This is a genomic window from Streptomyces sp. NPDC057702 (genome assembly GCF_042799315.1).
Lineage (GTDB): Bacteria > Actinomycetota > Actinomycetes > Streptomycetales > Streptomycetaceae > Streptomyces.
In genome coordinates, this window is sequence record NZ_JBHVJC010000033.1 from 58,894 (window position 1) to 82,069 (window position 23,176).

Here is a 23,176-nt window from a genome sequence, read left to right on the forward strand (position 1 = left end):
GCTCACAGCACCTCGCCCGGTCGAGCCCCCGCTCCCACCGGCCTTCGCGCGGACAGCCAGCCCACAGATCCGCGCCCGGGGGGACCACCGCTCCGGCGGCGCTCCGCCCGGGGTGGGCAGCCCGCCACGATAGGGCGCCCCGCTTTCGTGAAGCGCCCGGACGGCCACCCCGCTCCCACCGGCCTCCGCCCAGCCAGCCAGCCCACAGGCCCCCGCCCGGCCGGGCACCCCGCTCCGGCAGCGTCCCGCCAGGGGACCCCCACTCGGGACGCGCGCCGCCGCGACAGGACCTCCGGATCGAGCACCCCCCACAGGTGCAGCCCGCGGGGGCGCCCCGGCTCAGAAGACGTCCGCGCACCACGGGCGGCGCCCGGTCCGCAGGAGCGTGTCGGCCAGGGTGGCGGCGCCCGTACGGTGCTCCTCGACGCGGCCGAGGGTGACCAGCCGGGCCGTCGACTCGTCGCCCAGCCACAGCGTTCCGAGTTCGCCGACGTCCATGCTCAGGTCGGGCTCGCGCGTGGTCGGGGCGCAGCGCGCGCCGTCCGGCCCGGCCTCCAGCGCGAATCGCCCACCGGCCAGGCCCGCCGCGTCGTGGACGTCGAGTACGAGCGCGCCCGCGACGGGGTAGGTGCGGGCCTCCAGCAGGCGGGGCACGTCGAGCGGGCGTATCCACAGCCAGTCCGCGTACGACTGGGGGGTGGCCGCGCGCGGGTCGCCGAGCAGCAGCGGCATGACGTCGTCGGGGGCGCGGTACCAGGTGTCGACGCGGACCACCCAGTCCACCGAGAACAGGAAGTACCACAGGGCGCTCTCCGCCGCCGGCGTGGTCGCCAGCAGCGAGCGCACCCGGGCCGTGTTCTCGGGCACCTTCGCGGCCCAGTGCTGCTCGACGGTGTACGTGAGCAGGCCCTCGACGGTGCCGTCGGGGCCCCGGTACAGCGCGTGGAACGGCTCCTTCCACGGCGTGCCCGGGTAGCGCAGGTCGCCGGTCTCCAGGCGCCACGCGCGCTCGTCGCGGTTGACCATGCCGTGCAGCGAGCGCCGCAGCCGGTCGTGCAGGGCGGGGCCCTCGGCGAGCATCTCCGCGCCGTCGACCATGTCCACGCGCCCGCCCGCGTCCGCGATCCGCGCGGCCCGGCCCTTGGCCGAGAGGGTGCCGGCGTCCCCCGGCCGGGCGTAGTTCGCGTTCAGCCCGGCCCTGGCGACGTCCACGGTCCACCGACTGGTCCAGGCGCCGGGGCCGAACCCGTACCGCCCGTAGATCGGGTACTCGGCGGCGATCAGCGTGGCGGCGGCGTCGCCGCGCTCCTTGGCGGCGCGCAGGTCGCGGTCCATCATCGTGGTCAGCAGCCCACGGCGGCGGTGGGTGGGGACGATGCTGACATTGGTGATCGCGTTGGTCGGCACCGGAGCGCCGCCGACGGCGGTCAGCTCCTGGGAGAAGCTGCGGAAACAGCCCACGCACCGGCCGTCGTCGAAGGCGCCCTGTGTGCGGTCCAGGTCCAGGCCCGGCCGGCGCAGCTCCGCCTCCTCCTGGCTGATCGCGGGCTCCAGCAGGAAGCCGGTGTGACGGGCACGGAGCCAGTCGGAAACCTCGGATTCGGTGATGGTGCGAATATCTAGCGACATGAGAGCACGCTAGGTATCAGCGGCCCCGGCTGCATCACATTTCGCGTGGACCTCACGAGCCCGCCATGTCGCAGCGGCCCCAGCGGGCCCCGGCTCTCAACGGGCCCCAGCTCTCAGCGGGCCCCCTGCGGCACGCGACACACCAAGCTCCCCGTCGCTGTCCTGCGTTCGGCCGGCCCGACGCCGCCGTACGTCGCTGTGCCGCCACAGCCGAAGCCCGCCGCAGCCCGGCCCCGCGTACCGTACGCCGCTGCCCCGTCACGGCCGGGGCCCGCCACGGCCCGAGACACGGCCAACCTCCCCGGGCCCCGGGTACGGCGCCGGGCCCGTGCCCCGAAAGGCGCCGCCCCGGCTCCCCCCGAGGTCCGTGCTCCGTGCTCCGTACGCCGTCGGCCCCGTACCCCCACGCGTCGCCGCGTGCCACGGGCCCCCACGCCGCTCAGAAGGCCGCCCGTACCTGACCGACCCGCTCGCCGCCGCCGAGCAGCGGTACGTCCGCGATCCGGGCCAGGACCGGCGCGTCCACTCCCATCGCGGTCAGCGTGCGCGCGAGGACGGGGCCCAGCGCGCGCGAGGCGCCGTCGTCCAGCTTGAACGCCAGCGCCCGCCCGTCGGCCAGCGCCACCGCCTGCACCGCCTCGGCGCCCATCTTGGCCAGCGTCCCGGGCAGCTCGCGCATCAGCCAGGTGTCCGCGCGGCGGGTGCCCGCCACGTACTCGGGGTGGGCCCGCATCGCGTCCGCGACCCGCCGCTCCGCGCTGCCCGGCTCGGCGCGCACGAACGAGCGGAACGCGCGGGCCAGGCCGGTCAGCGAGAGCGCCAACAGGGGCGCCCCACAGCCGTCGACACCCACCTGCGTCACCCGCTCCCCGCTGGCCTCCTCCACCACCTGGTGCACCAGGCGCTGGAGCGGGTGCTCGGGCGCCAGGTAGCTCTCCAGCGGCCACCCGTTGCGGGCGCTCGCCGCGAGCATCGCCGTGTGCTTGCCCGAGCAGTTCATGGTCACGGGCTCCCGCACCTGCCCGGCGGCCAGGTACGCCTCCGCCTCGACCGGGTCCAGCGGCAGGTCCGGCGGGGTCCGCAGGGCGCTCTCCGGCAGGTTCGCCTCGGCGAGCATCGTGCGCACCAGGTCCCGGTGGAAGCCCTCGCCGGAGTGGCTGGCCGCCGCCAGCGCCAGCCGCTCGCCGGACAGCTCAAGGCCGGCCCGCAACACGGCCGCGGCCTGCATCGGCTTGTTGGTCGAGCGGGGGAAGACGGGGGTGTCGACCGCGCCCAGCGACCACTCCACGCCGCCGTCGGCGTCGAGCACCACGAGCGAGCCGCGGTGGCGGCCCTCGACGAAGCCGGAGCGTACGACCTCGGCGAGGACCGGGGCTATGTCGGTCGGCTGGGCGGCGCCAGCGGCGGTGGCGGGGGAACCTGGGGAGGAGGTCATCGTCGGCCTTCCTGCGTACGGTGCGGGCGGGGAGTGCGACCTCCCCGGGCACCTCTACGGGAGCAGGTCGTCGACTTGCGCTTCCCCCTCACGGTACCTGCGCGTGATCTCGGCCCCGCAATCGTCGGCCGTGCGCTGCAACTGCTGCCGACGGCCGGAAACCCGCTGCTCGTAGGCAGTGAGGCGGCCGATGGCGCGATCCAGCTCCTCACTCGTCCTGGCCCGCAGGTCCGACAGCTCGACCTCGGCCAACATCTCCTCGGCGAGCTGCCGGTACGGGCCGCTGCGCGGCGCGCCCAACGTCACGTGGCGGGCCGAGGACCGGTGCCGCGTGGGCCCGTCGGTCAGGATCTCCGAGAGCCGGTCCACGACCGTGCGCGGCGCCTGCGTGACCGGCGCCGGAGCGCTGGGCGCCGCGCGGTGGGCCAGCTCGGCGCGGATGATGTCGATCCGCCCCTGGAGCAGCCGGCGCACGTAGCTCAGGTCCGCCTCCTCCGCCTGCGAGCTGCGGCGCAGCGCGCGCAGCTCGGCCAGCCGCAACCCGTCCAGGGCCAGCACGGTCGCGGTGGCCTCCACGAGAGGCCCGGGCCGCCCGCCCGGCGAGCGCGTGTGCGGTACGTCCACCGTCCCGCCGAACCAGGTGTCCCGCACCGGGTCAGCGACGGCCCGCGGCGGGTACGCCGAGGCCCCCGGGGGCGTCGCGGACGACGACCGAGCGGTTGGTACGGAGCCGGGAGACTGTCCGGCGCCGGGTGTAATCATGCGTTTCCGTCCCCTCAAACGGTGCGCGAGCTGGTCGCGTTGTCCACATAACGCACCGCCTGCACGCATCGTGCCACTCTGCGCGGTCCGTCCGCACTGACGGGACACCCGAACAGCCCAGATGGCGGCAGGGCATCATGGTGCACATGCGTGCTGTGATACAGAGGGTCGACGGGGCGAGGGTCACCGTGGACGGCGAGACGACCGGCGAGATCGTCGGCGAGGGCCTGTGCGTCCTGGTCGGCGTGACACACGAGGACACCCCGGCCAAGGCCGCGCAACTGGCCCGCAAACTCTGGTCGGTGCGCGTCCTGGACGGCGAGAGGTCCTGCTCGGACGCGAACGCCCCGCTCCTGGTCATCAGCCAGTTCACGCTCTACGGCGACGCCCGCAAGGGCCGCCGCCCCACCTGGAACGCCGCCGCCCCCGGCCACCTGGCCGAACCCCTGGTCGCCGAGGTCGTCACGGCCCTACGCCAGTTGGGCGCCCACGTCGAAACGGGCCGCTTCGGCGCCGACATGAAGCTCTCCCTCACCAACGACGGCCCGTTCACGGTCCTGGTGGAGGTCTAACGGGGCGAGGCGTCGGAGGCGGCAGCGGGGTCCACGGCCTCACGCACCGTCTCCACCCGCCGCAGCACGCTCTCGGCGAGATCCCGGAACTCGCGGTAGCAGGTCTGCACGTACGTCTGCGTACTGCCGAGGGCCCCGTCCGCCGCCTTGAGGTCGAACATCGGCTTGCGGGCGTCGTGGGCGAGCGGCATCAGACTCCGGTAGTTGCGCAGGGTCGCGATGCGGTACTGGTTGTCGTCGTGCAGGGGTGCCGCCTGGTCGAGGACGGCGGAGGAGTAGACGGTCGGGATACGCTGCAACCAGCGCTCGTACGCCTTGACCGGCCGGTCAAGGCGCATCTCTGGCTGCATGATGACGTACCCGAGAGGGGCCATCGTCGCGGCCGGGGCGGGGATGTGCGCGGGCACCTGCGGAAGGACGAGCGTCTGCCAGCTGCGACGCCATCCGCGCAGTGTCGGACCCAGGTTGCTTAGCCCCTTGAGCGAGAAGAGGTCCGCCGCGAGCGGCATGAGCACGGAGTCGGCGGCGATGAGCGCGGCGCGGTTGATGGCCCCGAGGTTCGGGCCGACGTCGATGAGCACCACGTCCGCCTCGATGGCCGTCGCCGCGTGCTTGACGACGCGGTGGAACGCGGTTGTCGTGCGCACCGCCGCAGGGTCTCCGGCGAAGGACTTGAACCATTCGTTGGACAGCTTGTCCTCGAAACGGCTGAGGTCCAGACTGCCAGGCAGTAGCCATAACCCGGACTTCAGTCGAACCGGCTGCACGTGCGCCGCGTCTCCGGTGCCTTCCAGGATCGGCCGCACCGCGTCAGCGATCGTCTGACCCATCTGGACCCTGCCGGTGCCAGGCAGGGTGGCGAACGCCTCGCCTTGGTCGATCAACTCGGACGGCCTGTCCCACAGCTCTTCGATTTCGCTCTCGTCCAGACACATGGCCGTCAGGTTGGCCTGCGGGTCCAGGTCCACGGTGAGGACCTTGTACCCGAGCCGGCTGAGCATGTGGGCGAGATGGTAGGTGAGGGTCGTCTTGCCGACCCCGCCCTTGTTGTTGAACAGCGCGATGGAAGTCATGCGGCTCTCCGGATGGTCACGGCCCAGGATGCGTGGTCGACCCGGCAGCCGGCGGTAGACAGCGGCTCATCTACGCCCGAGCCCGGCCGAAGCGGTCGACGTAGCCTATGCCGCGCGGCGTCGGCGCGCCCGAGGCTTGCGAAGGTCGTCAGCGCGGTCTAAGTTGCCCTCCCGCGACTGCCTGGGCGATCCCCCCTAAAGCGCGCGTTGACGTGGACCGTCGGTCGACCAACCCGCTGTCGCGGGCCGAGCCGGGTGTGCCGGCCCGGCCCATCAGCGTGGCCCGCACCGCGCCCCACCCCCACCCCCGCACCGCGCCCCACCCCCGTGCCCTGCGGCCGGGGTGGGGGCTGGGCGGCGGGGTTACGGCTCGACCACGGCCTCCTGGGCCGCTGCCGTGGTGCCGGCCAGGAGGGGGGCGTCGAGGGGGACGTTGCGTTTGACCAGGGCCAGGGCGATGGGGCCCAGTTCGTGGTGGCGGGCCGAGGTGGTGAGGAAGCCGAGTTGGCGGCCTTCGGGGCCGTCGGAGGCCAGGCGGAGGGGGGTGCCGTGCGGGGGGAGGTGGACCTCGCTGCCGTCCAGGTGCAGGAAGACCAGGCGGCGCGGCGGTTTCCCCAGGTTGTGGACGCGGGCGACGGTCTCCTGGCCTCGGTAGCAGCCCTTCTGGAGGTGCACCGCCGTGCCGATCCAGCCCAGTTCGTGCGGGATCGTCCGGTGGTCGGTCTCCAGGCCGAGCCGTGGCCGGTGGGCTTCCACGCGCAGCGCCTCGTAGGCCAGGACGCCGATCGCCGGGCCGTGCGCGTCCGCGAAGGCGGCGAGGTCGGCGCGCGGGACGAACACGTCCCGGCCGTGGGGCGTCTCGCGTACGGTCGCGGTGGCGAAGGTGGTGGAGAGGTCGGCGATCGAGCCGGCGGGCAGGTGGACGACCGCGAACTCCTCGGTGCGGTCGGTCACTTCCACCCGGTAGAAGAACTTCATGCTCTCCAGGTAGGTGATCAGCTCGGTCTGGGTGCCCGGCTCCACGTGGGCCCAGACCGTCGTGCCGTCGTCCACCAGGTACAGCGCGTGCTCGATGTGACCGTTGGCGGAGAGGATCAGCGACTCGGTGGCGTGCCCCACGGGCAGGTCGCTGACATGTTGGGTGAGCAGCAGGTGCAGCCAGCTCAGCCGGTCGTCGCCGGTGACGGTGACCACGCCCCGGTGGGAGAGGTCGACGAAGCCGGTGCCGTCGGCGAGCGCGCGCTGCTCGCGGAACAGGTCGCCGTAGTGCCCGGCGACCCCTTCGTCCGGGCCCTCCGCCGGTACGGCGCCAGGCAGCGACAGCAGCGGACTGGCGGGTGATTGTCGCAGCATGCCCCCAGCCTACGGCGCCGGCGGCGGCTCCCCACCGGGTTCCCCGTCGTCCGTGCACTTCGCACACCGCCCGAAGATCGCGAAGTGCTTCAAATCGGTGTCGAAGCCGAAGCTCTCCCGGAGCTGGCGGGTGAACTGCTCGGCGATGGTCTGGTCGGCCTCCAGCACGTCCGTGCAGTCCCGGCACACCAGGTGCAGGTGGTGGTGCCGGGCGGCCAGGTGGTAGGTCGGCGCGCCGTGCCCCAGATGGGCATGGCTGAGCAGGCCCAGGTCCTGTAGCAGTTCCAGCGTGCGGTAGACGGTGGAGATGTTCACCCCGCTCGCCGTCCGGCGCACCTCGGTGAGGATGGCGTCCGGGGTGGCGTGCTCCAGGGTGTCCACGGCCTCCAGCACGAGCTGCCGCTGCGGGGTCAGCCGGTAGCCGCGCGCCCGCAGATCGCTCTTCCAGTCGGTGGTCGCCACGCCGCCAGTGTAAGTGACTTAGGTCTCCCTTACTTCTTCTCGTTCCCGTCGAGTCGCACGCCGCGCAGGTACGTGCCGAGCGAGACGACGGCCGCCGCGTTGCGCGGGCTCTCCACCAGGTCCACGTAGTCCAGGGTGAAGATGCGCTTGTTCCTGATCGCCGAGACGTTGGCCAGCGGCGGGTAGGCGAGCAGGAAGTCGCGCTTCTGCTGGGCGCTGGTGTCCCCGTAGTCGTTGATCACGATCACCTCGGGGTCGCGCTCGACGACGGTCTCCCAGCCGACCGCCACCCAGGAGTCCTTGAGGTCCTTCATGACGTGGTCGCCGCCGGCCTTGGTGATGATGTCGTGCGGCCCGGCGTACTTGCCCGAGGTGAACGGCTTGTCCCGCCCGTCGTCGTACAGGAAGACCGTCGGCCGCTTCGTGGGCGCCTTCGCCTGGGTGTCGGCGATCTGCTTCTGGTAGGTGCTCACCAGCTTCTCGGCCCGCTCCTCCACGTCGAAGATCTTCCCGAGCGTGCGCAGGTCGGTGTAGAGCGCGTCGAGCGGGGACATCACCCCGCGCGCCTTGCCCACGCCGTTGCGGCAGGACTCGGTGAGCAGGTACGAGCCGATGCCGAGCTTCTTCAGCGCGGCGGGCGTGAAGCCCTCCGACTCGCGGAAGCCGTAGTTCCACCCGGCGAAGACCAGGTCCGCCTTGGCGTCGAGCACCATCTCCCGGTTGATCTCCCGCTTGGCGAGCCAGGGCACCTTGGCGTAGGCGTCCTTGTACGGGACGGCGTCCAGGTCGCCCTTGTCGTCGGGCATGACGTAACCGGCCATCCGGCCTTCGAGGCCGAGCGCGAACATGATCTCGGTGATGCCGACGTCGTTGGTCACCACGCGCTCGGGCGCCTTGTCGTACGTCGTCCTCGTGCCGCAGTTGGTGATGGTGACCGGGTAGTGGCCGTCGCCCTCGCCGGCGGCCTTCTCGTCCTTCTTCCCGTCGTCGGAGACGTCGGCGCCACAGCCGGTGACGGTCAGGGCGAGGGCGAGCGAGGCGGCGACGGCGGCGGGGGCACGGAAGCGGGATATGCGCACGGGACTTCCTCAGCAATGGTGGGACGGGACGGGGGGGCGGGCTGGTGCGGGGGTGTACGGGCAGCTCAGGGAGCCGGGGCGGGGGCGCCCTGGGCGGGCGTGGCCTCGGCGGGCGGTGTCGGGGTGGCCCGCGCGGGGGCCGGTGCGGGGCGGGGGGCCGGCAGGCGGTCGAAGAGCAGTTGCGGGACGCCGCTGACGGGGTGGCGCACCTGGTGCCCGCGGACCTGGAAGACCTCGGCGAGCAGGTCGGGCGTGAGCACCTCGTGCGGCGGGCCCGAGGTGACGATGCGGCCCCGCGCGATGACGTACAGCAGGTCGCAGTGCTGGGCCGCCAGGTTCAGGTCGTGCAGCGCGGTGAGCACGGTCAGGCCGGCCGTCGCGGCGCCGGGGCGCGGGGCGGCGGGGTCGGCCACCGGGACCGGGCCGGTGCTCGTGGCCGACTCGGTGGGGTCGGCGGGACCGGTCGGGCCCGTGGGGTCGGTCGGGTCGGCCGGGTCCTTCGGGGTGGCGCTCGTGGTCGGGCCCGTGGGGGAGGCGGCGCCCGGTCGCGCCGCCGCGTCCGCGTCCGCGCTGGCCCGGAGCAGGGCGAGCACCTCCAGTTGCTGGGCGATGTCCAGGTGGTTGGTCGGCTCGTCCAGGACCAGCACGCGGGGTTGCTGGGCCAGCGCGCGGGCGATCAGCACGCGCTGCTTCTCGCCGCCGGACAGCGTCAGGAAGCCCCGCTCGGTCAGGTGCCCGGCGCCGACGGTGGCCAGCGCCTCGGCACAGGCCCGCGCGTCGGCCTCGGACGCGCGGCCGGTGGCGCTCTGGTGCGGTAGCCGCCCCATCGCCACCACCTCGCCGACCGTGAAGTCGAACTCGCTGGAGGACTCCTGCGGCAGCGCCGCCAGCCGCCGCGCCCCCTCGCGCGGCTTGAGGGCGTGCAGGTCGTCCCCGTCCACCAGGACCGCACCGGCGCTGGGCCGCAGCGCCCGGTACGCGCAGCGCAGCAGCGTGGACTTGCCGCTGCCGTTCGGCCCGACCAGGCCCACCACCTGCCCGCTGGCGACCCGCACGGTGGCGTCGGCGACCAGCTGGGCGCTGCCGATGTGGACCGAGACGTTCTCGATGTCGATGCGCATCAGGCGCCTCCGCTGCCGGACTCGGGACGGGCGTGGGGGTGCGGGCGCACCCGCCGGTGGCGGGCACCCGGGTCGGACGAGGCACACCGGACACCCGTGGCGTACGCGGCGCACGGGGTGTGCGGGCCGTACGAGGCGTGCGGGGCGTGCAAGGTGCGCAGGGCGTACGAGGTGTGCGGGGCGTGCGGCGGGTACGAGGCGTACGGGGCGGGGGTGGGGGTGGGGGTGGGGAAGCGCATCACGAGCCTCCGAAGGTGTAGCCGCGGCGGCGCATCAGCAGCACGAAGCAGGGCACGCCGACGACGGCGGTGATCACGCCGACGGGCAGTTCCACGGGGGCGAGCAGCACCCGGGAGAGGATGTCCACCCAGACCAGCAGCACCGCCCCGAGCAGCGGCGCGACCGCGAGCACGCGCCGGTGGTCGGCGCCGACGAGCATCCGCGCGAAGTGCGGCACCATCAGGCCGACGAAGCCGATCGCCCCGCTGACGGCCACCACCGCGCCGGTCACCGCCGCCGTGGAGAGGAAGAGTTCGCCGCGCAGCCGGCGGGCGTCCACGCCCAGGGCCGCGGCGGTCTCGTCGCCCATCGCCATCGCGTTGAGCCGGCGCGCGGACCACAGCAGGTGGGCCAGGCCCAGGGCGACGACGACGGCGGCGATCGGCAGCGACTGCCAGGTCGCCCCGCCCAGGCTGCCGAGCAGCCACATCATCGCCGAGCGGGCCGCCTCGCCGTGTTCGGCGCTGAAGACCATCAGGGTGGTGACGGCGGAGAAGCCGTAGTACATGGCCGTCCCGGTCAGCACCAGCCGCAGCGGGGTCAGCCCCTGCGGGGTGCGGGCCGCGGCGTACACCAGGGCCATCGAGGCCAGCGCCGAGGCGAACGCGGCGCTGGACAGCGCCCAGATGCCGAGCCCGCTGAGCGCCCCGAACAGCAGCACGGCGTTGGCGCCGACCGCCGCGCCCGAGGAGATGCCCAGCACGAACGGGTCGGCCAGCGCGTTGCGCACCATGGCCTGCACGGCCACGCCGATCCCGGCTAGGCCCGCGCCGACCACGGCGGCCAGCAGCGCCCGGGGGAACCGCAGCTCCCAGACGATGGTGTACGGGGCGACCTCGTCGGAGGCGATGGTGCCCCCGCCGAGCCCGGCCCACAGGTAGCGCACCACCTCGCCCCAGGTCAGCCCGGAGGAGCCGAACGCGACGCCGCACACCAGGGAGAGGGGCAGCGCGACGACGAGCGCGATGATCAGCGGGAGGAGGGGCAGTCGGCGGGGCGGGCGCCGGGTCGCGGGCGTGCCGGGCCGGCCGCCCGCCCCGGGTGGGGCGGCATCCTCGGTCGTGGTCGCCACGGGGGCTCCCCCTTCACCTCGGGCCGCGCGACCGTACGGTGAAGGAGCGGCCCGGAGCGTACGCCGAGTGCGTCCCCTCGCAGTCCGCGGCGAGTTGTCCTGGAACAGACGCCACCACGGGTATTCGGGCTCGCGGCACGCGTCCCTGGGGACGCGCGGTGCCGCCTACCGTTGCGGGTCAGCGCCGGACTCTCACCGGACTTCCCCCGTGGGGCGCGTATGGAGTTGTGGGGCCCGCGTCCGCCCGCCGCGCGGGCGAGCGCACCGGGCCCGGGGCCCGGCCTCGCGACCTCGGGCCGCGCTCGCTACCGCACCACGGCCGGCCCCCGGCGTCACCGGGCGCGGCCGAACGGACACGACACGCGGTCCGCCGCGCCCCGGTCACCTCGGCGGGCCGGGTCCCGCCGCGCGGGATGGCGTACGCGGTCGGGCTCGGGCGCGGTCGGCGCGGGTGAGGCTACTTGAAGAAGGCGATGCCGTCGTCGGGCAGGTCCTTGAGGTCCTTGGCCCACTCGCTCGGGTCGACGACCTTCTTGAGGTGGGCCGACATGTACGGGCGCAGCGGCACCTCGGGGGTGGCCTTCTCGCCGACCCACATCAGGTCGCTCTTGACGTACCCGTACAGCCGCTTGCCGCCGGTGTACGGGCCGGCGGCGGCGGTGCGCGCGACGGCGTCGGTGACCAGGTCGATCTGCGGCTTCTGGTCGGCCAGCTCGCCGTACCAGATCTCCACGACGCCCTGGTCGCGGATCATGACGACCTCGACCTTGCGCTCCTTGTCGATCCGCCAGTACCCGGACTCCGACTCCAGCGGGCGGACCTTCTTGCCCTTGTCGTCCAGCTCCCAGGTGTGCGAGACGTACTCGACGAAGTCGCGGCCGTCGTGCGTGAAGGTCGCCTCCTGCCCGAAGTTGCACTTCTCGGCGCCGGGGAAGTCGAAGACGCCCGCGCCCTCCCAGTTGCCGAGGAGGAAGGCGAGGGGCACGAGGTCCGGGTGAAGGTCGGACGGGATCTCGATCATGAACTCAGGCGATCTGTAGTGAGGACGGGGACGGCACGTCACGCCCGCGGGTGCCGGGCGCTGCCGCGGGGGCCCGCGCTACGGCGCGGGCGCGAGAGGTCCGTCAGCGCTGGCCCTGGTACAGCTTGAACAGGGTGAGCCCCGCGAAGGCGGCGATGAGCACGGCCATCAGGGCCAGCAGCAGGGTGAAGACTGTCTCAAGCACGAGCGCGCTCCTCGGACACAGTGTGGTGTTACGGACCGGACCCGAGTCTAGTCCGCGCCACGACGGCCGGCGCTGTGAGGTCCGCCGCCCCCTCCGTACGCGGCGATGCCGCCCCCGCTGTCCCGGTCGCCCCGGCGCGCCGGGCCCCTGGCGCCGGGCGGACCCGGGCCGCGGGTGCCCGTGCCGTGACCCCCGGCGCGACCGGGTCGGGGCGCGCCTACAGTGAGCGCATGGCGAAGAAGCTCGTGATCAAGGTGACGGCGGGCGCGGACGCGCCCGAGCGGTGCTCGCAGGCGTTCACGGTGGCGGCCGTCGCGGTGGCCAGTGGCGTCGAGGTCTCGCTCTGGCTGACCGGGGAGTCCACCTGGTTCGCGCTGCCCGGCCGGGCGGCGGAGTTCGAGCTGCCGCACGCGGCACCGCTGCCCGAGCTGATCGACGGCATCCTCGGCGGCGGTGGCGTGCTCACCGTCTGCACGCAGTGCGCGGCCCGCCGCGACATCGAGGAGTCCGACCTCATCCCCGGCGCCCGCATCGCCGGCGCTCAGGTCTTCGTGAGCGAGATCATGCCCGACGGCGTCCAGGCCCTCGTCTACTGACCGGGCCGGGGAGTGGTTCCCCGACCCGTGAGCTCGCGGGGGCGCCGGCCGGGGACGGTCCCGGAGGCGCCGGGCGCTCCCCGGGAGGGCCGCCCGCGGACCGCCCGCGATCCGGTGCGGGCCGGTCGGGAGCGCGCCGACCGTGGAGGAACTGGACGGGAGCCGCTGGCCGGACGTGTCGGCGAGCGGTCGGTCACGGGCCGGGCGGGGGCACTGGCCGGGCGCCGGCGGCAGTCGACCCGGCGACGGCGAAGCGGTGGCCGCGCGCCCTGCCGTGAGCTGGTGGGAGCCGGGCGGCTGGGGCGGCCGGGCCAGTGGAGAGGGGCGCCGCCTGGCCCGGCGGGCGCGCGGCGCGGTCGGCCGCGTCCCGCTCAGCGGTGGTGTTTGCCGTCCAGCTCGTCCCACCACGCGTCGGACTGGGCGTCGCCCGTGCGGGCGCCGTGGTCGGCCGAGGCGCCGCCGCGCGCGGGGGGTGGTGACGGGGGAGCCGCGTCCTGGCGGGGGTCGGGCCAGGGGTCTCGCCCGGTGCTGTCGGGGTCCGGGTCGGTGCGTTGGCGGGGTGGTTCCGGGCCGGGTTCGTCGAACCACCGGTCGTCGGGGCCGCGTCGGTTGGCCACGATCGCCGCGATCGGCGGCAACACCATGGCCACCACGCACATGCCGACCGCGACCGGGATCGACCACAGCCGTACCACGGCCCATGCCAGGACGAAGAGCGTCAGGCACGTACCCATCATGAGGAAGTAGCCGCGTCGCCGCCGCGCGTACATGCCTCCAGCGTACGACTGGTGGGCGCGCCCGCACCCGGTGCGCGGACCGGACGGTGCGAGGTCACTTCCCCGCCCCGCACCGGCCCTGCCCATCGCGCTGCCCGCCCCCGAGCGGGCAGCGCGATGTCCCCGACACCGCGCGCACGAAGGGCCGCACCCCGGTACTCAGGCGTCCAACCCGTGGGGTGCGGCCCTTCGGCCACGCTGGCGCGGGAAGCGTCAGACGGCGATGGCGACCTCCGCCAGGCCGCCCTGCTGGGCGACGACGGTGCGGTCGGCGGTGGCGCCCGGCACCAGGGCGCGCAGCGTCCAGGTGCCCTCGGCCGCGTAGAAGCGGAACTGTCCGGTGGCCGAGGTGGGCACCTCGGCGGTGAACTCGCCGGTGCTGTCGAGCAGGCGCACGTAGCCGGTGACGGGCTCGCCGTCGCGGGTCACGCTGCCCTGGATGGTGGTCTCACCGGGCTTGATGCTCGCCGCGTCCGGGCCGCCGGCCTGGGCTCCACACATGGGTGTCTGTCCTTACGTCAGGGAGAAAGAAGGTCGCGAGGGACCGGAAGGGGAGGGAGAGCGGGGTGGGCGGTGGCTCAGGAGCCCGAGCCGACCTCGATCGGCACGCCGACCAGCGAGCCGTACTCGGTCCAGGAGCCGTCGTAGTTCCGCACGTTGCTCTGGCCGAGCAGCTCGTGCAGCACGAACCAGGTGTGAGCGGAGCGCTCACCGATGCGGCAGTAGGCGATGGTGTCCTTCGCCAGGTCCACGCCCTCGCCCTCGTACAGGGCCTTGAGCTCGTCGTCCGACTTGAACGTGCCGTCGTCGTTGGCGGCCTTCGACCACGGGATGTTGCGGGCGCTGGGCACGTGGCCCGGGCGCTGCGACTGCTCCTGCGGGAGGTGCGCCGGGGCGAGCAGCTTGCCGGAGAACTCGTCGGGGGAGCGCACGTCGACCAGGTTGAGCGAGCCGATGGCGGCCACGACGTCGTCACGGAACGCGCGGATCGAGGAGTCCTGGGGCTTGGCCTGGTACTCCGTGGCCGGGCGGGTGGGGACCTCGACGACCAGGTCGCGCGAGTCCAGCTCCCACTTCTTGCGGCCACCGTCGAGCAGCTTGACGTCCTGGTGGCCGTACAGCTTGAAGTACCAGTAGGCGTACGACGCGAACCAGTTGTTGTTGCCGCCGTACAGCACGACCGTGTCGTCGTTGGCGATGCCCTTCTCGGAGAGCAGCTTCTCGAAGCCCGCCTGGTCCACGAAGTCGCGGCGCACCGGGTCCTGGAGGTCGGTCTTCCAGTCGATCCGGACGGCGTTCTTGATGTGGTTCTTGTCGTAGGCCGAGGTGTCCTCGTCGACCTCGACGATGACCACCTTCGGGTCGTCGATGCGGGCCTGGACCCACTCGGCGTCCACCAGGACGTCGCTGCGGCTCATGCTGTTCTCCTCCGGGGCAGATACGGATGGTGCACGGTTACGCGGGAAGGCGAACCGGCAGGCGGCGGCGGAATGCGCGGCGCTGCACGGGGGTGGGGTACGAAGCCGGGCCCGGCGGGCGGGTGGTGGGGCGGACCTGCGGGACGTGCGCGGTGCGTCCCCAACGACGGGGCCTCGTTCAGGCGGGGCGACAGAGCATGGCGGCGACGCGGCACAGGTCTACTGCCCGCCGCTTCGTGAGATCCGCCTGTCGCTTCATGCGTTCGATCGTAAGGACGGGGGGCTGGCGTGTCACCGATGTGTCGCATGTTGAGACGGATATGCCTGGCATGCGAGACGGTGAAGGGGTGGAAGGGGCGGGAAGCCCGGCGTGGTGCGGGGTTTTCCCGTGCTCCATCTGCACTGCGGACCCGCCCGTCTCAGGGGCTGGACACTCGCGTATCGGCAGGCGTCGTCGCCCGCGTCGGGCCGGCCCCGGTCACTCCGATCCGTCGACTCGCCGCCGCGCCCCGGCGGAGTCCTCGCGGCGCGCCCGCCCGTTGGTGGGACGCGGGGAGGGCGGCCCGGGTGCCGTGGGGCCCGCCCTCCCCGCGTCCGGTGCGGGCGCTCAGCCCGTCAGCTCGACCGCCTGGCCCTCGGCCTCGATGTCCACGCCGTCCGGGGTGGTCTCGATCGACTTCAGGTCCAGGCCGGCCGGCAGCCCGTCCACCTTGCGGTCGATGTCGGTGCGCTGCCGGACCTTGTCCTCCCAGCCCGGCACCGCGCCGGCGGGGATCTTCTCGGCGCGCAGCCGGATGGTGTCGCCGTTGACCACGGTGACGCTGCCGTACGCGCTGATCTTGAAGCCGAGCAGTCCGCCGCTGATCTTCACCCGGCTCTTGCCCTCGGAGTCCTTGCCGGCGTAGCCGACGGTGATGCCGGGGCCGGCGGCGTCGGAGAGGTCGGCGTAGCTGACGTGGGCCCGGCCGGTGGCGTGCTCGGCGACGGCGGAGGAGAAGTTGTTGGAGACCTTGACGTCGCGCATGGTCGCCTTCATCTGGCTGATGTGGATGGCCCGACCGTTGTCCTCGCTGGTCAGCCCGTCGAACGTAACCTCGATCTCGTCGAACTTCTTGCTCGCGACCTGGGTCAGGAAGGGGAAGCCCTTGATCGACACCTCGGGGGTGCCGGTCAGGTTCTCCTTGCTCTTGATCTTCTTGGCCGCCTCGGACTCCACGACGTTGACCGCGATCCGGTCGGCGGCCACGAACAGCCCGCCCAGCACGATGACCAGGATCAGCAGGATGCGCAGGCCACGCCCGCGACGGCGGCGCGGCGTCGGGGCGCCCCGGTCGTCGTAGTCGCCGTAGCCCCCCGTGGGCGCGGCCCCGTGGGCGTCGTACCCCTCGCCATAGCCACCGGCCCCCTGGTGGTACGGCGCGCCGCTCGGGCCGCCTCTGTTCGCTGCGTCCGTATGCGCCGCGTCCGACATGCTTCGCCCCCCAGAGTCTCGGTCAGGTGTGTCTCAAGGCTGTGAGCCTAGCCGTACGCGTCCGATATCAGCCGAACGTGCGCTCGTATCCGGGGGGCCTCGCGAGGAAGTCCGGCCGGTTTCCGCGCCCGACGTCCGGCCTTCGTACGCTCGCCGGGTGTCGACGGGGCCGGCCGGGTCAGCCCAGGGCGCGCCCGAGCACGTACACGGCGGGCGCCGAGGCCGTGAGCGGCAGCACCACGCCGGCCGTGAGGTGCACGAACCGCGACGGGTAGTCGTAGCTGGCCACCCGCAGTCCCACCAGCGCGCACACCCCGACGGCCAGCCCGAGGGCCGCCCCGGCCGTGCCGAAGTCGGTGGCCCGCCCGAGGGCGAGGCCGGCGCCGGTGGCGGCGGCCAGCGCGAGCGGCACCGAGACGAGGCCCGGCAGCGGGAGCGCGCGGGCCAGCGTCGCGGCGCCCACGCCGGCCGCGCCGATCACGACCGGGTCGGCGTCGCTGGCCAGGTAGCCGGCCGCGACGACGGCGAGCGCCGCCGAGGTGGCGGTGGCGGTCAGGCCGTACAGCCGCTCGTCGGGCGGGCTGAGGTTGCGCAGCTGGAGCACGATCACCAGCAGCAGCCAGCAGCCGAGGGTGCCGATGAGCACCGTGGGCGCCTGCTCCCGGTCGGTGGTCAGCAGCCCGATGTCCGCGGCGACGCCGGCGAGGAAGGCCAGCGCGATGCCCTGGCGCGCGGGCCACATGCCGTTCAGCCGGAACCAGCCCGCCGCCGTCACCGCCTGCGTCAGCACCACGGCCACCGCCAGCGCCGGCTCGGCCACCGGCGCGGTCGCCGCCAGCAGTCCGGCCAGGACGAGGGTCAGCAGCGCGGGCTGGAGCCCCGGCCCGAGGATCTGCGGCCGGCCCTCGGCCCGCGCCTTCTCGGCCGCCGTCATCGGCGCCGGGGCCGGCGCGTCGGCGCCTCCCGTCCCGGCGCTCGCCGCGCCGCCCCCGTCACTGGCGGCGGCGTGGCCGCCCCCACCGGGGGGCGCGTGCTCGGACGCGGGGGCGGGGGAGGCGTACGGGGTGGTGTCGTAGGGCGCGCTGTCGTGCGCCGCCTGGCCGTGCGCCGGGCCGCCGCGCGCCCCGCCGCCCGGCCCGGCGTACGGGTGCCCGCCGGCGACGGGCCCGCCGGTGTCGTAGCGGGGGGTGTCGTACGGGGTGCCGCCGTACGCGGCGGGGGCCTGCTGGCCCGGCCCGGTCTGGTGGCCGTGCCCGGTCTGGTGGCCCTGGCCGGCGGGGTGGCCCTGACCGCCCTGGCCCTGACCGCCCTGGCCCGGCCCGTAGGTCCGGGCCTCAGCTCCGTACGCCTGGGTGTCGGCCCCGTACGCCTGGGCGGCAGCTCCGTACGCCTGGGTGTCCGCTCCGTACGGTGTGGTGCCGGGCGGGTAGGAGTCGGCCCGCGCCGGGGTGGTCGGGCCGTGGCCCGGCGGGGCCTGCCAGTGCCGCGCGGCCGGGTCCTGCGGGAGGTGCCCCGACTGGTCCTGCCCGCCGGCCTGTTGGTGGCCCTGGGGGGTCGGGCCGGGGTGGCCGTGGGGCGTCGGGTAGCGGGCGCCGGTGGCCGGGTCGGCGTAGTCGTCAGGGCCCGGGGCGGGCGTGGGCCGCTGGTAGGGGTGGTGCGGGTGGGGGGCGTAGGGCTGGGCGGTCGGGTACGCGGCCGGCTCGTCGTCGTAGCTGGGCCAGACCGGTTCGCCGGGGTAGCTTCCGTAGCCGCCCTGCCCGACGCCCGCGTCCGGCGCGCCGTAGCCGGCGGCGGTGCCGTGTGTGCCGTAGCCGGCGTACGGGTCGTGGCCGGGCTGGGCGCCCTGACCGTGTCGGGGGTCGTAGCCGGGGTGTGGGGGGTGGCCGTGCTGGGCGCCGTGGCCGCCGTACTCCGGGTACCCCGACCCGGGGTCGCCCGCGTACGGCGCGTGGTCCGCGTATCCGTCCGGCTGGGCGTACGGGGCGGGGGCCGACGGGTACGGGCCGGGGTGGCCCGTGGCCGGGTCGTGGGGTCGCCGGGCGGACGCCGGGTCGTGGGGCGGGTACGTGGCGTCGGGTGTGGGCCGCTGGCCGGGCGGCTCGTGCGGCGGGTAGGCGTCGCCCTCGTACGGGCGGTAGGGGTCGTTGGGCTGGTCGCTCATGGTCGGGGGCTCACCCGCCCGCGAACGGGGGGAGGACCTCGACCGTGCCGCCGTCCACCAGGTGGACGGTGCCGTGGTCGCGGGTGCCGACCGGGTCGCCGTCGATCAGGAACGAGCAGCGCAGCAGCACCCGGGCGAACTCCGGCCGCGCGCGATGCCGGTCGCGGGCCGCGTCGAGCGCCTCGGCGAGCGTGCGCGCGGCGTACGGCTCCTCCGAGGTGCCCGCCGCCGCCTTGGCCGCCGCCCAGTACCTCATGGTCCCGGTCGGCGGGGCCACCGTGTCCGTTGCCGCCATGGGACTCCCTCGTCTCGTTCCGCTCGTAGCCGTCGTCGCGCCCGCCCGTCCCGGGGACGGCGGGCGGGGCCCGCCCGGCACACCGGGCGCGCGCCGCCCTCCATGATGACGCCTGTCGCCCGCCCCGCTTCCCGCGCCCGCCCCACGGCGGGGGCCCGAGGCCCCGGACCCCCACGCCAGGTCCCGCCTCCCCCGTCAGGGCCCGCCTCTCCCTGTGAGGGGCCCGCGCCCTACGTCAGGGCCCGCCCCGCCGAGCCGGAGCCGGCCCCCGGCGCCCACTCCCGGGTCCCGCCGCGTAAACCCCGGGCTCGGTGCACGGGGCCTCACATAGGGTGCGCGATGTGTTGGTCCGACTATTGCGGGCGTACCTGCGGCCCTATGCGCGCCCGATCGCCGCCATCGTGGCGCTCCAGTTCATCCAGACCCTGGCCACCCTCTATCTGCCGACCCTGAACGCCGACATCATCGACAACGGTGTCGTCAAGGGGGACACGGACTACATCCTGCGCGTCGGTGGCGTGATGCTCGCCGTGACGTTGCTCCAGATGGCCTGCGCGATCGGCGCCGTCTACCTGAGTGCCCGCACCGCCATGGCCCTCGGCCGGGACGTGCGCGCCGCCGTCTTCGAGCACGTGCAGTCCTTCTCCGCGCGGGAGTTCGCCCACTTCGGCGCGCCCTCGCTGATCACGCGTACCACCAACGACGTCCAACAGGTGCAGACGCTGTGCCTGATGACGTTCACGATGATGGTGACGGTGCCGATCATGTGCGTCGGCGGCATCGTGATGGCGCTCAACCAGGACGTGCCGCTCTCCGCGCTGCTGCTGGTCATCGTGCCGGTCCTGGGGGTGGTCGTGACGCTGATCGTGCGCCGCCTCAAGGACGCCTTCCGGGGCGTCCAGGAGAACGTGGACAAGGTCAACCGGGTGCTGCGCGAGCAGATCGCCGGCATCCGGGTCATCCGCGCCTTCGTCCGCGACCGGTACGAGCGCGAGCGTTTCGCGGGCGCCAACACCGACCTGATGAACGTCGCGTTGCGCGCCGGCCGGCTGATGTCGCTGCTGTTCCCGGCCGTGATCCTGGTCATCAACGTCTCCAGCGTCGCCGTCGTCTGGTTCGGCGGGCAGCGCATCGACGGCGGTGACATGCGGATCGGCGCGCTGACCGCGTTCCTCTCCTACCTGATGCAGATCCTGACGGCCGTGATGATGGGCACCTTCATGCTGATGATGGTGCCCCGGGCCGAGGTGTGCGCCGAGCGGGTGCAGGAGGTGCTGGGCACCGAGAGCAGCGTGACGCCGCCGGCGAACCCGGTCAGCCCCGCCTCCCCGTCGGGCCCGCGCGGGCGACTGGAGCTGCGTGACGTGGAGTTCCGCTACCCCGGGGCGGAGGAACCCGTGTTGCGCGACATCTCGTTCACCGCCAGACCCGGCCACACCACGGCCCTCATCGGCAGCACCGGCAGCGGCAAGTCCACGGTGATCGGCCTGGTTCCCAGGCTGTTCGACGCGACCGGCGGCAGCGTGCTGATCGACGGCCAGGACGTGCGCGACCTCGACCCGGAGCAGGCCGGCGGCCGGGTCGGACTCGTACCGCAGAAGCCGTACCTGTTCAGCGGAACCGTGGCCTCCAACCTGCGGTACGGCAACCCGGAGGCCACCGACGAGCAGTTGTGGCACGCCCTGGAGGTCGCGCAGGCCCGCGACTTCGTGGCGGCGCTGGAGGGTGGCCTGGAGGCGCCCATCGCGCAGGGCGGCGGCAACGTCTCCGGTGGTCAGCGCCAGCGCCTGGCCATCGCCCGCGCGCTGGTGCGCGAGCCACGGATCTACCTCTTCGACGACTCGTTCTCCGCGCTGGACTACGCCACCGACGCCCGGTTGCGCGCCGCGCTCGCCCGTGAGGTCGCCGACGCCACGGTGATCATCGTCGCGCAGCGGGTCAGCACCGTCCGGGGCGCCGACCAGATCGTCGTCCTGGACGAGGGGCGGGTCGTCGGCACCGGCACCCACGCCGAGCTGATGGCCACGAACGAGACCTACCGGGAGATCGTGCTCTCCCAGCTCACCGAGCAGGAGGCGGCATGAGTTCCCCCGAGCCGGACCCGGAGGGCGCGACTCCACCCGCCCCCGCCCCGGCCCCGCGCCCGGCCGGCGGTCCCGCCCAGAGCCCGGCCCGGGGATCAGCCCAGGGCCCGGCCGAGGGCCCGGCCGACGCCCCGCCGGCCAGGGCCAAGGCCGCGCCGCGCGGCCCGGGGCCGGGTGTCGGGGTCGCGCGGTTCATGGGCGGCCAGCCCACCGAGCGCACCATGGACTTCGCCGGGTCCAGCCGCCGCCTGCTGGCCACGCTGCGGCCCGAGCGCGCGCCCATCACCGTGGTGGTGGCGCTGGCCCTGGTGTCCGTCGCGCTGACCGTCATCGGCCCCAAGCTCCTCGGACACGCCACCGACCTGATCTTCGACGGTGTCGTGGGCCGCCAGCTCCAGGAGGGGCAGAGCAAGGCGGAGGCCGTCGAGCGGCTGCGCGACGGGGGCGAGGGCACGGTCGCCGACGTCGTCGCCGCGATGGACGTCGTCCCCGGTCAGGGCATCGACTTCGACGCGGTCGGGGTGACCCTGCTGTGGGTGCTGCTGATCTACGTCGTGGCCGGCGCCTGTTACTTCCTCCAGGCCAGGATGGTCACCTCCGTCGTGCAGCGCGCGATCTTCCGGATGCGCGCCGAGGTCGAGGAGAAGCTGTCCCGCCTGCCGCTGAGCTACTTCGACCAGCAGCCGCGCGGGGAGGTGCTCAGCCGGGCCACCAACGACATCGACAACGTCGGGCAGGCCCTCCAGCAGACGTTCAGCCAGATCATCTCCTCGTTGCTGACCATCGTGGGCGTGCTGGCGATGATGTTCTGGATATCGCCGCTGCTCGCGCTGGTGGCCCTGGTCACGGTGCCGGTCTCGGTGGTCGTCGCGACCCGGATCGGCAAGCGCGCGCAGCCCGAGTTCGTCCGCCAGTGGAAGACCACGGGCGCGCTGAACGCGCACGTGGAGGAGATGTACACCGGGCACGCCCTGGTCAGGGTCTTCGGGCGGCAGCGGGAGTCGGCCGCGACCTTCCGCGAGGAGAACGAGAGGCTGTACGCGTCCAGCTTCCGGGCCCAGTTCATCTCGGGCGTCATCCAGCCCGCGATGATGTTCATCGGCAACCTCAACTACGTGCTGGTCGCCGTCATCGGCGGGCTGCGGGTGGCCAGCGGCTCGCTGTCCGTCGGTGACGTGCAGGCGTTCGTGCAGTACTCGCGGCAGTTCAGCCAGCCGCTCACGCAGGTCGCGAGCATGGCCAACCTGGTCCAGTCGGGCGTCGCCTCCGTCGAGCGGGTCTTCGAGCTCCTGGACGCGGACGAACAGCGCCCCGACCCCGAGCCGTCCCGGGTCGACCTCGACAAGACCCCGGCCGGGCGCCCCGGCGCGGGCGGGGGACGGCCGGCGCGCGGGGGCCCCCGGCCGGTGCGGGGCGAGGTCGCCTTCGAGCGGGTCCGCTTCCGCTACGCGAGCGACCAGCCGCTGATCGAGGACCTGTCCCTGACCGCGCGGCCCGGCCAGACCGTCGCCATCGTCGGCCCGACCGGCGCGGGCAAGACCACGCTGGTCAACCTGCTGATGCGGTTCTACGAGGTCAGCGGCGGGCGGATCACCCTGGACGGGGTGGACATCGCGACGCTGCCCCGTGAGGAGCTGCGCGCGCACATCGGCATGGTGCTCCAGGACACCTGGCTCTTCGGCGGCACCATCGCGCAGAACATCGCGTACGGGGCGCCCGAGGGCCTGCCCATGGAGAAGATCGTCGCGGCGGCGAAGGCCACCCACGTGGACCGCTTCGTGCGCACCCTGCCCGAGGGCTACGACACCGTCATCGACGAGGAGGGCGCGGGCGTCAGCGTCGGCGAGAAGCAGCTCATCACCATCGCGCGGGCGTTCCTGGCCGAGCCGGCGATCCTGGTCCTGGACGAGGCGACCAGCTCCGTGGACACCCGCACCGAGGTGCTCATCCAGCAGGCGATGGCCTCGCTGCGCACCGGTCGCACCAGCTTCGTCATCGCCCACCGGCTCTCCACGATCCGCGACGCCGACCTGATCCTGGTCATGGAGGCGGGCGCCATCGTGGAGCAGGGCACGCACACCTCGCTGCTCGCGGCTCAGGGGGCGTACGCCCGGCTGTACGCGGCGCAGTTCGCCGGCGAGGAGGAGGCCGAGGCGGTGCCCACCCCCGGCGGCTGACCACCCCGACCCGGCCGGCCGGACCGACGCGGCCGGGGCCCCTGCCGTGAGCCCCGCCGGGCGCCCGTCCGGCGGGGCTCACGGCATGCGAGGGGGCGGCGCGGCTGGTCGGCGGCCGGGCGTGCCGGTCGTTGC

At 73.9% G+C, this 23,176-nt stretch carries 21 protein-coding genes and 1 riboswitch; of the genes, 4 read left to right on the forward strand and 17 right to left on the reverse strand.

Features of this window, described 5'->3' with window-relative positions; genetic code table 11:
- Positions 1-339 precede the first annotated feature (339 nt).
- The 3 genes from ACFVFR_RS24415 to ACFVFR_RS24425 all read right to left on the reverse strand — a co-directional run bounded on the left by ACFVFR_RS24415 (position 340) and on the right by ACFVFR_RS24425 (position 3,826).
- A complete protein-coding gene (locus tag ACFVFR_RS24415; protein WP_383705209.1) occupies positions 340-1,629 on the reverse strand; it encodes a GNAT family N-acetyltransferase in 1,290 nt (429 codons plus the stop codon).
- Between the two features lie 439 nt (positions 1,630-2,068).
- Positions 2,069-3,064, reverse strand: a complete 996-nt coding sequence (locus ACFVFR_RS24420; protein ID WP_383705211.1) for an asparaginase — start codon at positions 3,062-3,064, stop codon at positions 2,069-2,071.
- A 54-nt stretch (positions 3,065-3,118) separates the two neighbouring features.
- On the reverse strand, positions 3,119-3,826 hold the full coding sequence (locus tag ACFVFR_RS24425; RefSeq protein WP_383705213.1) for a hypothetical protein: 708 nt from the start codon (positions 3,824-3,826) through the stop codon (positions 3,119-3,121).
- A gap of 146 nt (positions 3,827-3,972) precedes the next feature.
- On the opposite strand from ACFVFR_RS24425, the gene dtd reads away from it, so the two are divergent.
- A complete protein-coding gene (gene dtd, locus ACFVFR_RS24430) occupies positions 3,973-4,398 on the forward strand; it encodes a D-aminoacyl-tRNA deacylase (RefSeq protein WP_383705215.1) in 426 nt (141 codons plus the stop codon).
- Here dtd and ACFVFR_RS24435 read toward each other — a convergent pair.
- The 8 genes from ACFVFR_RS24435 to ACFVFR_RS24470 form a co-directional block, all read right to left on the reverse strand.
- Positions 4,395-5,471, reverse strand: a complete 1,077-nt coding sequence (locus tag ACFVFR_RS24435; protein ID WP_383705217.1) for a ParA family protein — start codon at positions 5,469-5,471, stop codon at positions 4,395-4,397. The two genes, dtd and ACFVFR_RS24435, sit on opposite strands and share 4 nt — an antisense overlap.
- Positions 5,472-5,834: 363 nt before the next feature.
- Positions 5,835-6,824 carry a YgfZ/GcvT domain-containing protein gene (locus tag ACFVFR_RS24440; RefSeq protein WP_383705219.1) on the reverse strand — a complete coding sequence of 330 codons (990 nt, stop codon included), beginning with the start codon at positions 6,822-6,824 and terminating at the stop codon, positions 5,835-5,837.
- Positions 6,825-6,833: 9 nt separating this feature from the next.
- The gene (locus ACFVFR_RS24445; protein WP_383705221.1) at positions 6,834-7,286 is read right to left on the reverse strand and encodes a Fur family transcriptional regulator; all 453 of its coding nucleotides are present in this window, start codon (positions 7,284-7,286) and stop codon (positions 6,834-6,836) included.
- Positions 7,287-7,315: 29 nt separating this feature from the next.
- Positions 7,316-8,359 (reverse strand): ABC transporter substrate-binding protein, encoded by a 1,044-nt coding sequence (locus tag ACFVFR_RS24450; RefSeq protein WP_383705301.1) that lies wholly within the window; start codon positions 8,357-8,359, stop codon positions 7,316-7,318.
- A 71-nt stretch (positions 8,360-8,430) separates the two neighbouring features.
- Complete coding sequence (locus ACFVFR_RS24455) at positions 8,431-9,486, reverse strand: ATP-binding cassette domain-containing protein (RefSeq protein WP_383705223.1); 1,056 nt, start codon at positions 9,484-9,486, stop codon at positions 8,431-8,433.
- The gene (locus ACFVFR_RS24460) at positions 9,486-9,725 is read right to left on the reverse strand and encodes a hypothetical protein (protein ID WP_383705226.1); all 240 of its coding nucleotides are present in this window, start codon (positions 9,723-9,725) and stop codon (positions 9,486-9,488) included. Before ACFVFR_RS24460 ends, ACFVFR_RS24455 begins: the two co-directional genes overlap by 1 nt.
- Positions 9,725-10,837 (reverse strand): FecCD family ABC transporter permease, encoded by a 1,113-nt coding sequence (locus ACFVFR_RS24465; protein WP_383705228.1) that lies wholly within the window; start codon positions 10,835-10,837, stop codon positions 9,725-9,727. Before ACFVFR_RS24465 ends, ACFVFR_RS24460 begins: the two co-directional genes overlap by 1 nt.
- Before the next feature lie 118 nt (positions 10,838-10,955).
- A riboswitch (cobalamin riboswitch) is annotated at positions 10,956-11,044 on the reverse strand.
- A gap of 250 nt (positions 11,045-11,294) precedes the next feature.
- Entirely contained in the window at positions 11,295-11,858 is a 564-nt protein-coding gene (locus ACFVFR_RS24470) for an FABP family protein (protein WP_383705230.1), read from the reverse strand.
- A 435-nt stretch (positions 11,859-12,293) separates the two neighbouring features.
- On the opposite strand from ACFVFR_RS24470, the gene ACFVFR_RS24475 reads away from it, so the two are divergent.
- Positions 12,294-12,659: a DsrE family protein gene (locus ACFVFR_RS24475; protein ID WP_383705232.1), complete on the forward strand. Its 366-nt coding sequence runs from the start codon at positions 12,294-12,296 to the stop codon at positions 12,657-12,659.
- Between the two features lie 371 nt (positions 12,660-13,030).
- Here the strand turns inward: ACFVFR_RS24475 and ACFVFR_RS24480 are convergent, their stop codons facing one another.
- The 6 genes from ACFVFR_RS24480 to ACFVFR_RS24505 all read right to left on the reverse strand — a co-directional run bounded on the left by ACFVFR_RS24480 (position 13,031) and on the right by ACFVFR_RS24505 (position 18,741).
- The gene (locus ACFVFR_RS24480) at positions 13,031-13,429 is read right to left on the reverse strand and encodes a DUF3099 domain-containing protein (protein WP_383705234.1); all 399 of its coding nucleotides are present in this window, start codon (positions 13,427-13,429) and stop codon (positions 13,031-13,033) included.
- A 219-nt stretch (positions 13,430-13,648) separates the two neighbouring features.
- Complete coding sequence (locus ACFVFR_RS24485) at positions 13,649-13,936, reverse strand: DUF1416 domain-containing protein (RefSeq protein WP_383705236.1); 288 nt, start codon at positions 13,934-13,936, stop codon at positions 13,649-13,651.
- A 77-nt stretch (positions 13,937-14,013) separates the two neighbouring features.
- Positions 14,014-14,853, reverse strand: coding sequence for a sulfurtransferase (locus ACFVFR_RS24490; RefSeq protein WP_383705241.1), 840 nt, complete (start codon positions 14,851-14,853; stop codon positions 14,014-14,016).
- Between the two features lie 607 nt (positions 14,854-15,460).
- Complete coding sequence (locus tag ACFVFR_RS24495; protein WP_383705243.1) at positions 15,461-16,324, reverse strand: DUF2993 domain-containing protein; 864 nt, start codon at positions 16,322-16,324, stop codon at positions 15,461-15,463.
- Positions 16,325-16,502: 178 nt separating this feature from the next.
- On the reverse strand, positions 16,503-18,485 hold the full coding sequence (locus ACFVFR_RS24500) for a hypothetical protein (protein ID WP_383705245.1): 1,983 nt from the start codon (positions 18,483-18,485) through the stop codon (positions 16,503-16,505).
- A 10-nt stretch (positions 18,486-18,495) separates the two neighbouring features.
- On the reverse strand, positions 18,496-18,741 hold the full coding sequence (locus ACFVFR_RS24505; RefSeq protein ID WP_383705304.1) for a MoaD/ThiS family protein: 246 nt from the start codon (positions 18,739-18,741) through the stop codon (positions 18,496-18,498).
- Positions 18,742-19,121: 380 nt separating this feature from the next.
- Between ACFVFR_RS24505 and ACFVFR_RS24510 the strand changes: the two genes are divergently transcribed.
- A complete protein-coding gene (locus ACFVFR_RS24510) occupies positions 19,122-20,864 on the forward strand; it encodes an ABC transporter ATP-binding protein (protein WP_383705247.1) in 1,743 nt (580 codons plus the stop codon).
- Positions 20,865-21,058: 194 nt separating this feature from the next.
- Positions 21,059-23,041 carry an ABC transporter ATP-binding protein gene (locus tag ACFVFR_RS24515; protein WP_383705306.1) on the forward strand — a complete coding sequence of 661 codons (1,983 nt, stop codon included), beginning with the start codon at positions 21,059-21,061 and terminating at the stop codon, positions 23,039-23,041.
- The last annotated feature ends 135 nt before the right edge of the window (positions 23,042-23,176 follow it).

What these genes read in the sequence shown, in the direction of transcription:
- ACFVFR_RS24415 (WP_383705209.1), bottom strand. Translation starts at nt 1,629, where the DNA reads ATGTCGCTAGATATTCGCACCATCACCGAATCCGAGGTTTCCGACTGG.
- ACFVFR_RS24420 (WP_383705211.1), bottom strand. Translation starts at nt 3,064, where the DNA reads ATGACCTCCTCCCCAGGTTCCCCCGCCACCGCCGCTGGCGCCGCCCAG.
- ACFVFR_RS24425 (WP_383705213.1), bottom strand. Translation starts at nt 3,826, where the DNA reads ATGATTACACCCGGCGCCGGACAGTCTCCCGGCTCCGTACCAACCGCT.
- dtd (WP_383705215.1), top strand. Translation starts at nt 3,973, where the DNA reads ATGCGTGCTGTGATACAGAGGGTCGACGGGGCGAGGGTCACCGTGGAC.
- ACFVFR_RS24435 (WP_383705217.1), bottom strand. Translation starts at nt 5,471, where the DNA reads ATGACTTCCATCGCGCTGTTCAACAACAAGGGCGGGGTCGGCAAGACG.
- ACFVFR_RS24440 (WP_383705219.1), bottom strand. Translation starts at nt 6,824, where the DNA reads ATGCTGCGACAATCACCCGCCAGTCCGCTGCTGTCGCTGCCTGGCGCC.
- ACFVFR_RS24455 (WP_383705223.1), bottom strand. Translation starts at nt 9,486, where the DNA reads ATGCGCATCGACATCGAGAACGTCTCGGTCCACATCGGCAGCGCCCAG.
- ACFVFR_RS24460 (WP_383705226.1), bottom strand. Translation starts at nt 9,725, where the DNA reads ATGCGCTTCCCCACCCCCACCCCCACCCCCGCCCCGTACGCCTCGTAC.
- ACFVFR_RS24470 (WP_383705230.1), bottom strand. Translation starts at nt 11,858, where the DNA reads ATGATCGAGATCCCGTCCGACCTTCACCCGGACCTCGTGCCCCTCGCC.
- ACFVFR_RS24475 (WP_383705232.1), top strand. Translation starts at nt 12,294, where the DNA reads ATGGCGAAGAAGCTCGTGATCAAGGTGACGGCGGGCGCGGACGCGCCC.
- ACFVFR_RS24480 (WP_383705234.1), bottom strand. Translation starts at nt 13,429, where the DNA reads ATGTACGCGCGGCGGCGACGCGGCTACTTCCTCATGATGGGTACGTGC.
- ACFVFR_RS24485 (WP_383705236.1), bottom strand. Translation starts at nt 13,936, where the DNA reads ATGTGTGGAGCCCAGGCCGGCGGCCCGGACGCGGCGAGCATCAAGCCC.
- ACFVFR_RS24490 (WP_383705241.1), bottom strand. Translation starts at nt 14,853, where the DNA reads ATGAGCCGCAGCGACGTCCTGGTGGACGCCGAGTGGGTCCAGGCCCGC.
- ACFVFR_RS24495 (WP_383705243.1), bottom strand. Translation starts at nt 16,324, where the DNA reads ATGTCGGACGCGGCGCATACGGACGCAGCGAACAGAGGCGGCCCGAGC.
- ACFVFR_RS24500 (WP_383705245.1), bottom strand. Translation starts at nt 18,485, where the DNA reads ATGAGCGACCAGCCCAACGACCCCTACCGCCCGTACGAGGGCGACGCC.
- ACFVFR_RS24505 (WP_383705304.1), bottom strand. Translation starts at nt 18,741, where the DNA reads ATGAGGTACTGGGCGGCGGCCAAGGCGGCGGCGGGCACCTCGGAGGAG.
- ACFVFR_RS24515 (WP_383705306.1), top strand. Translation starts at nt 21,059, where the DNA reads ATGGGCGGCCAGCCCACCGAGCGCACCATGGACTTCGCCGGGTCCAGC.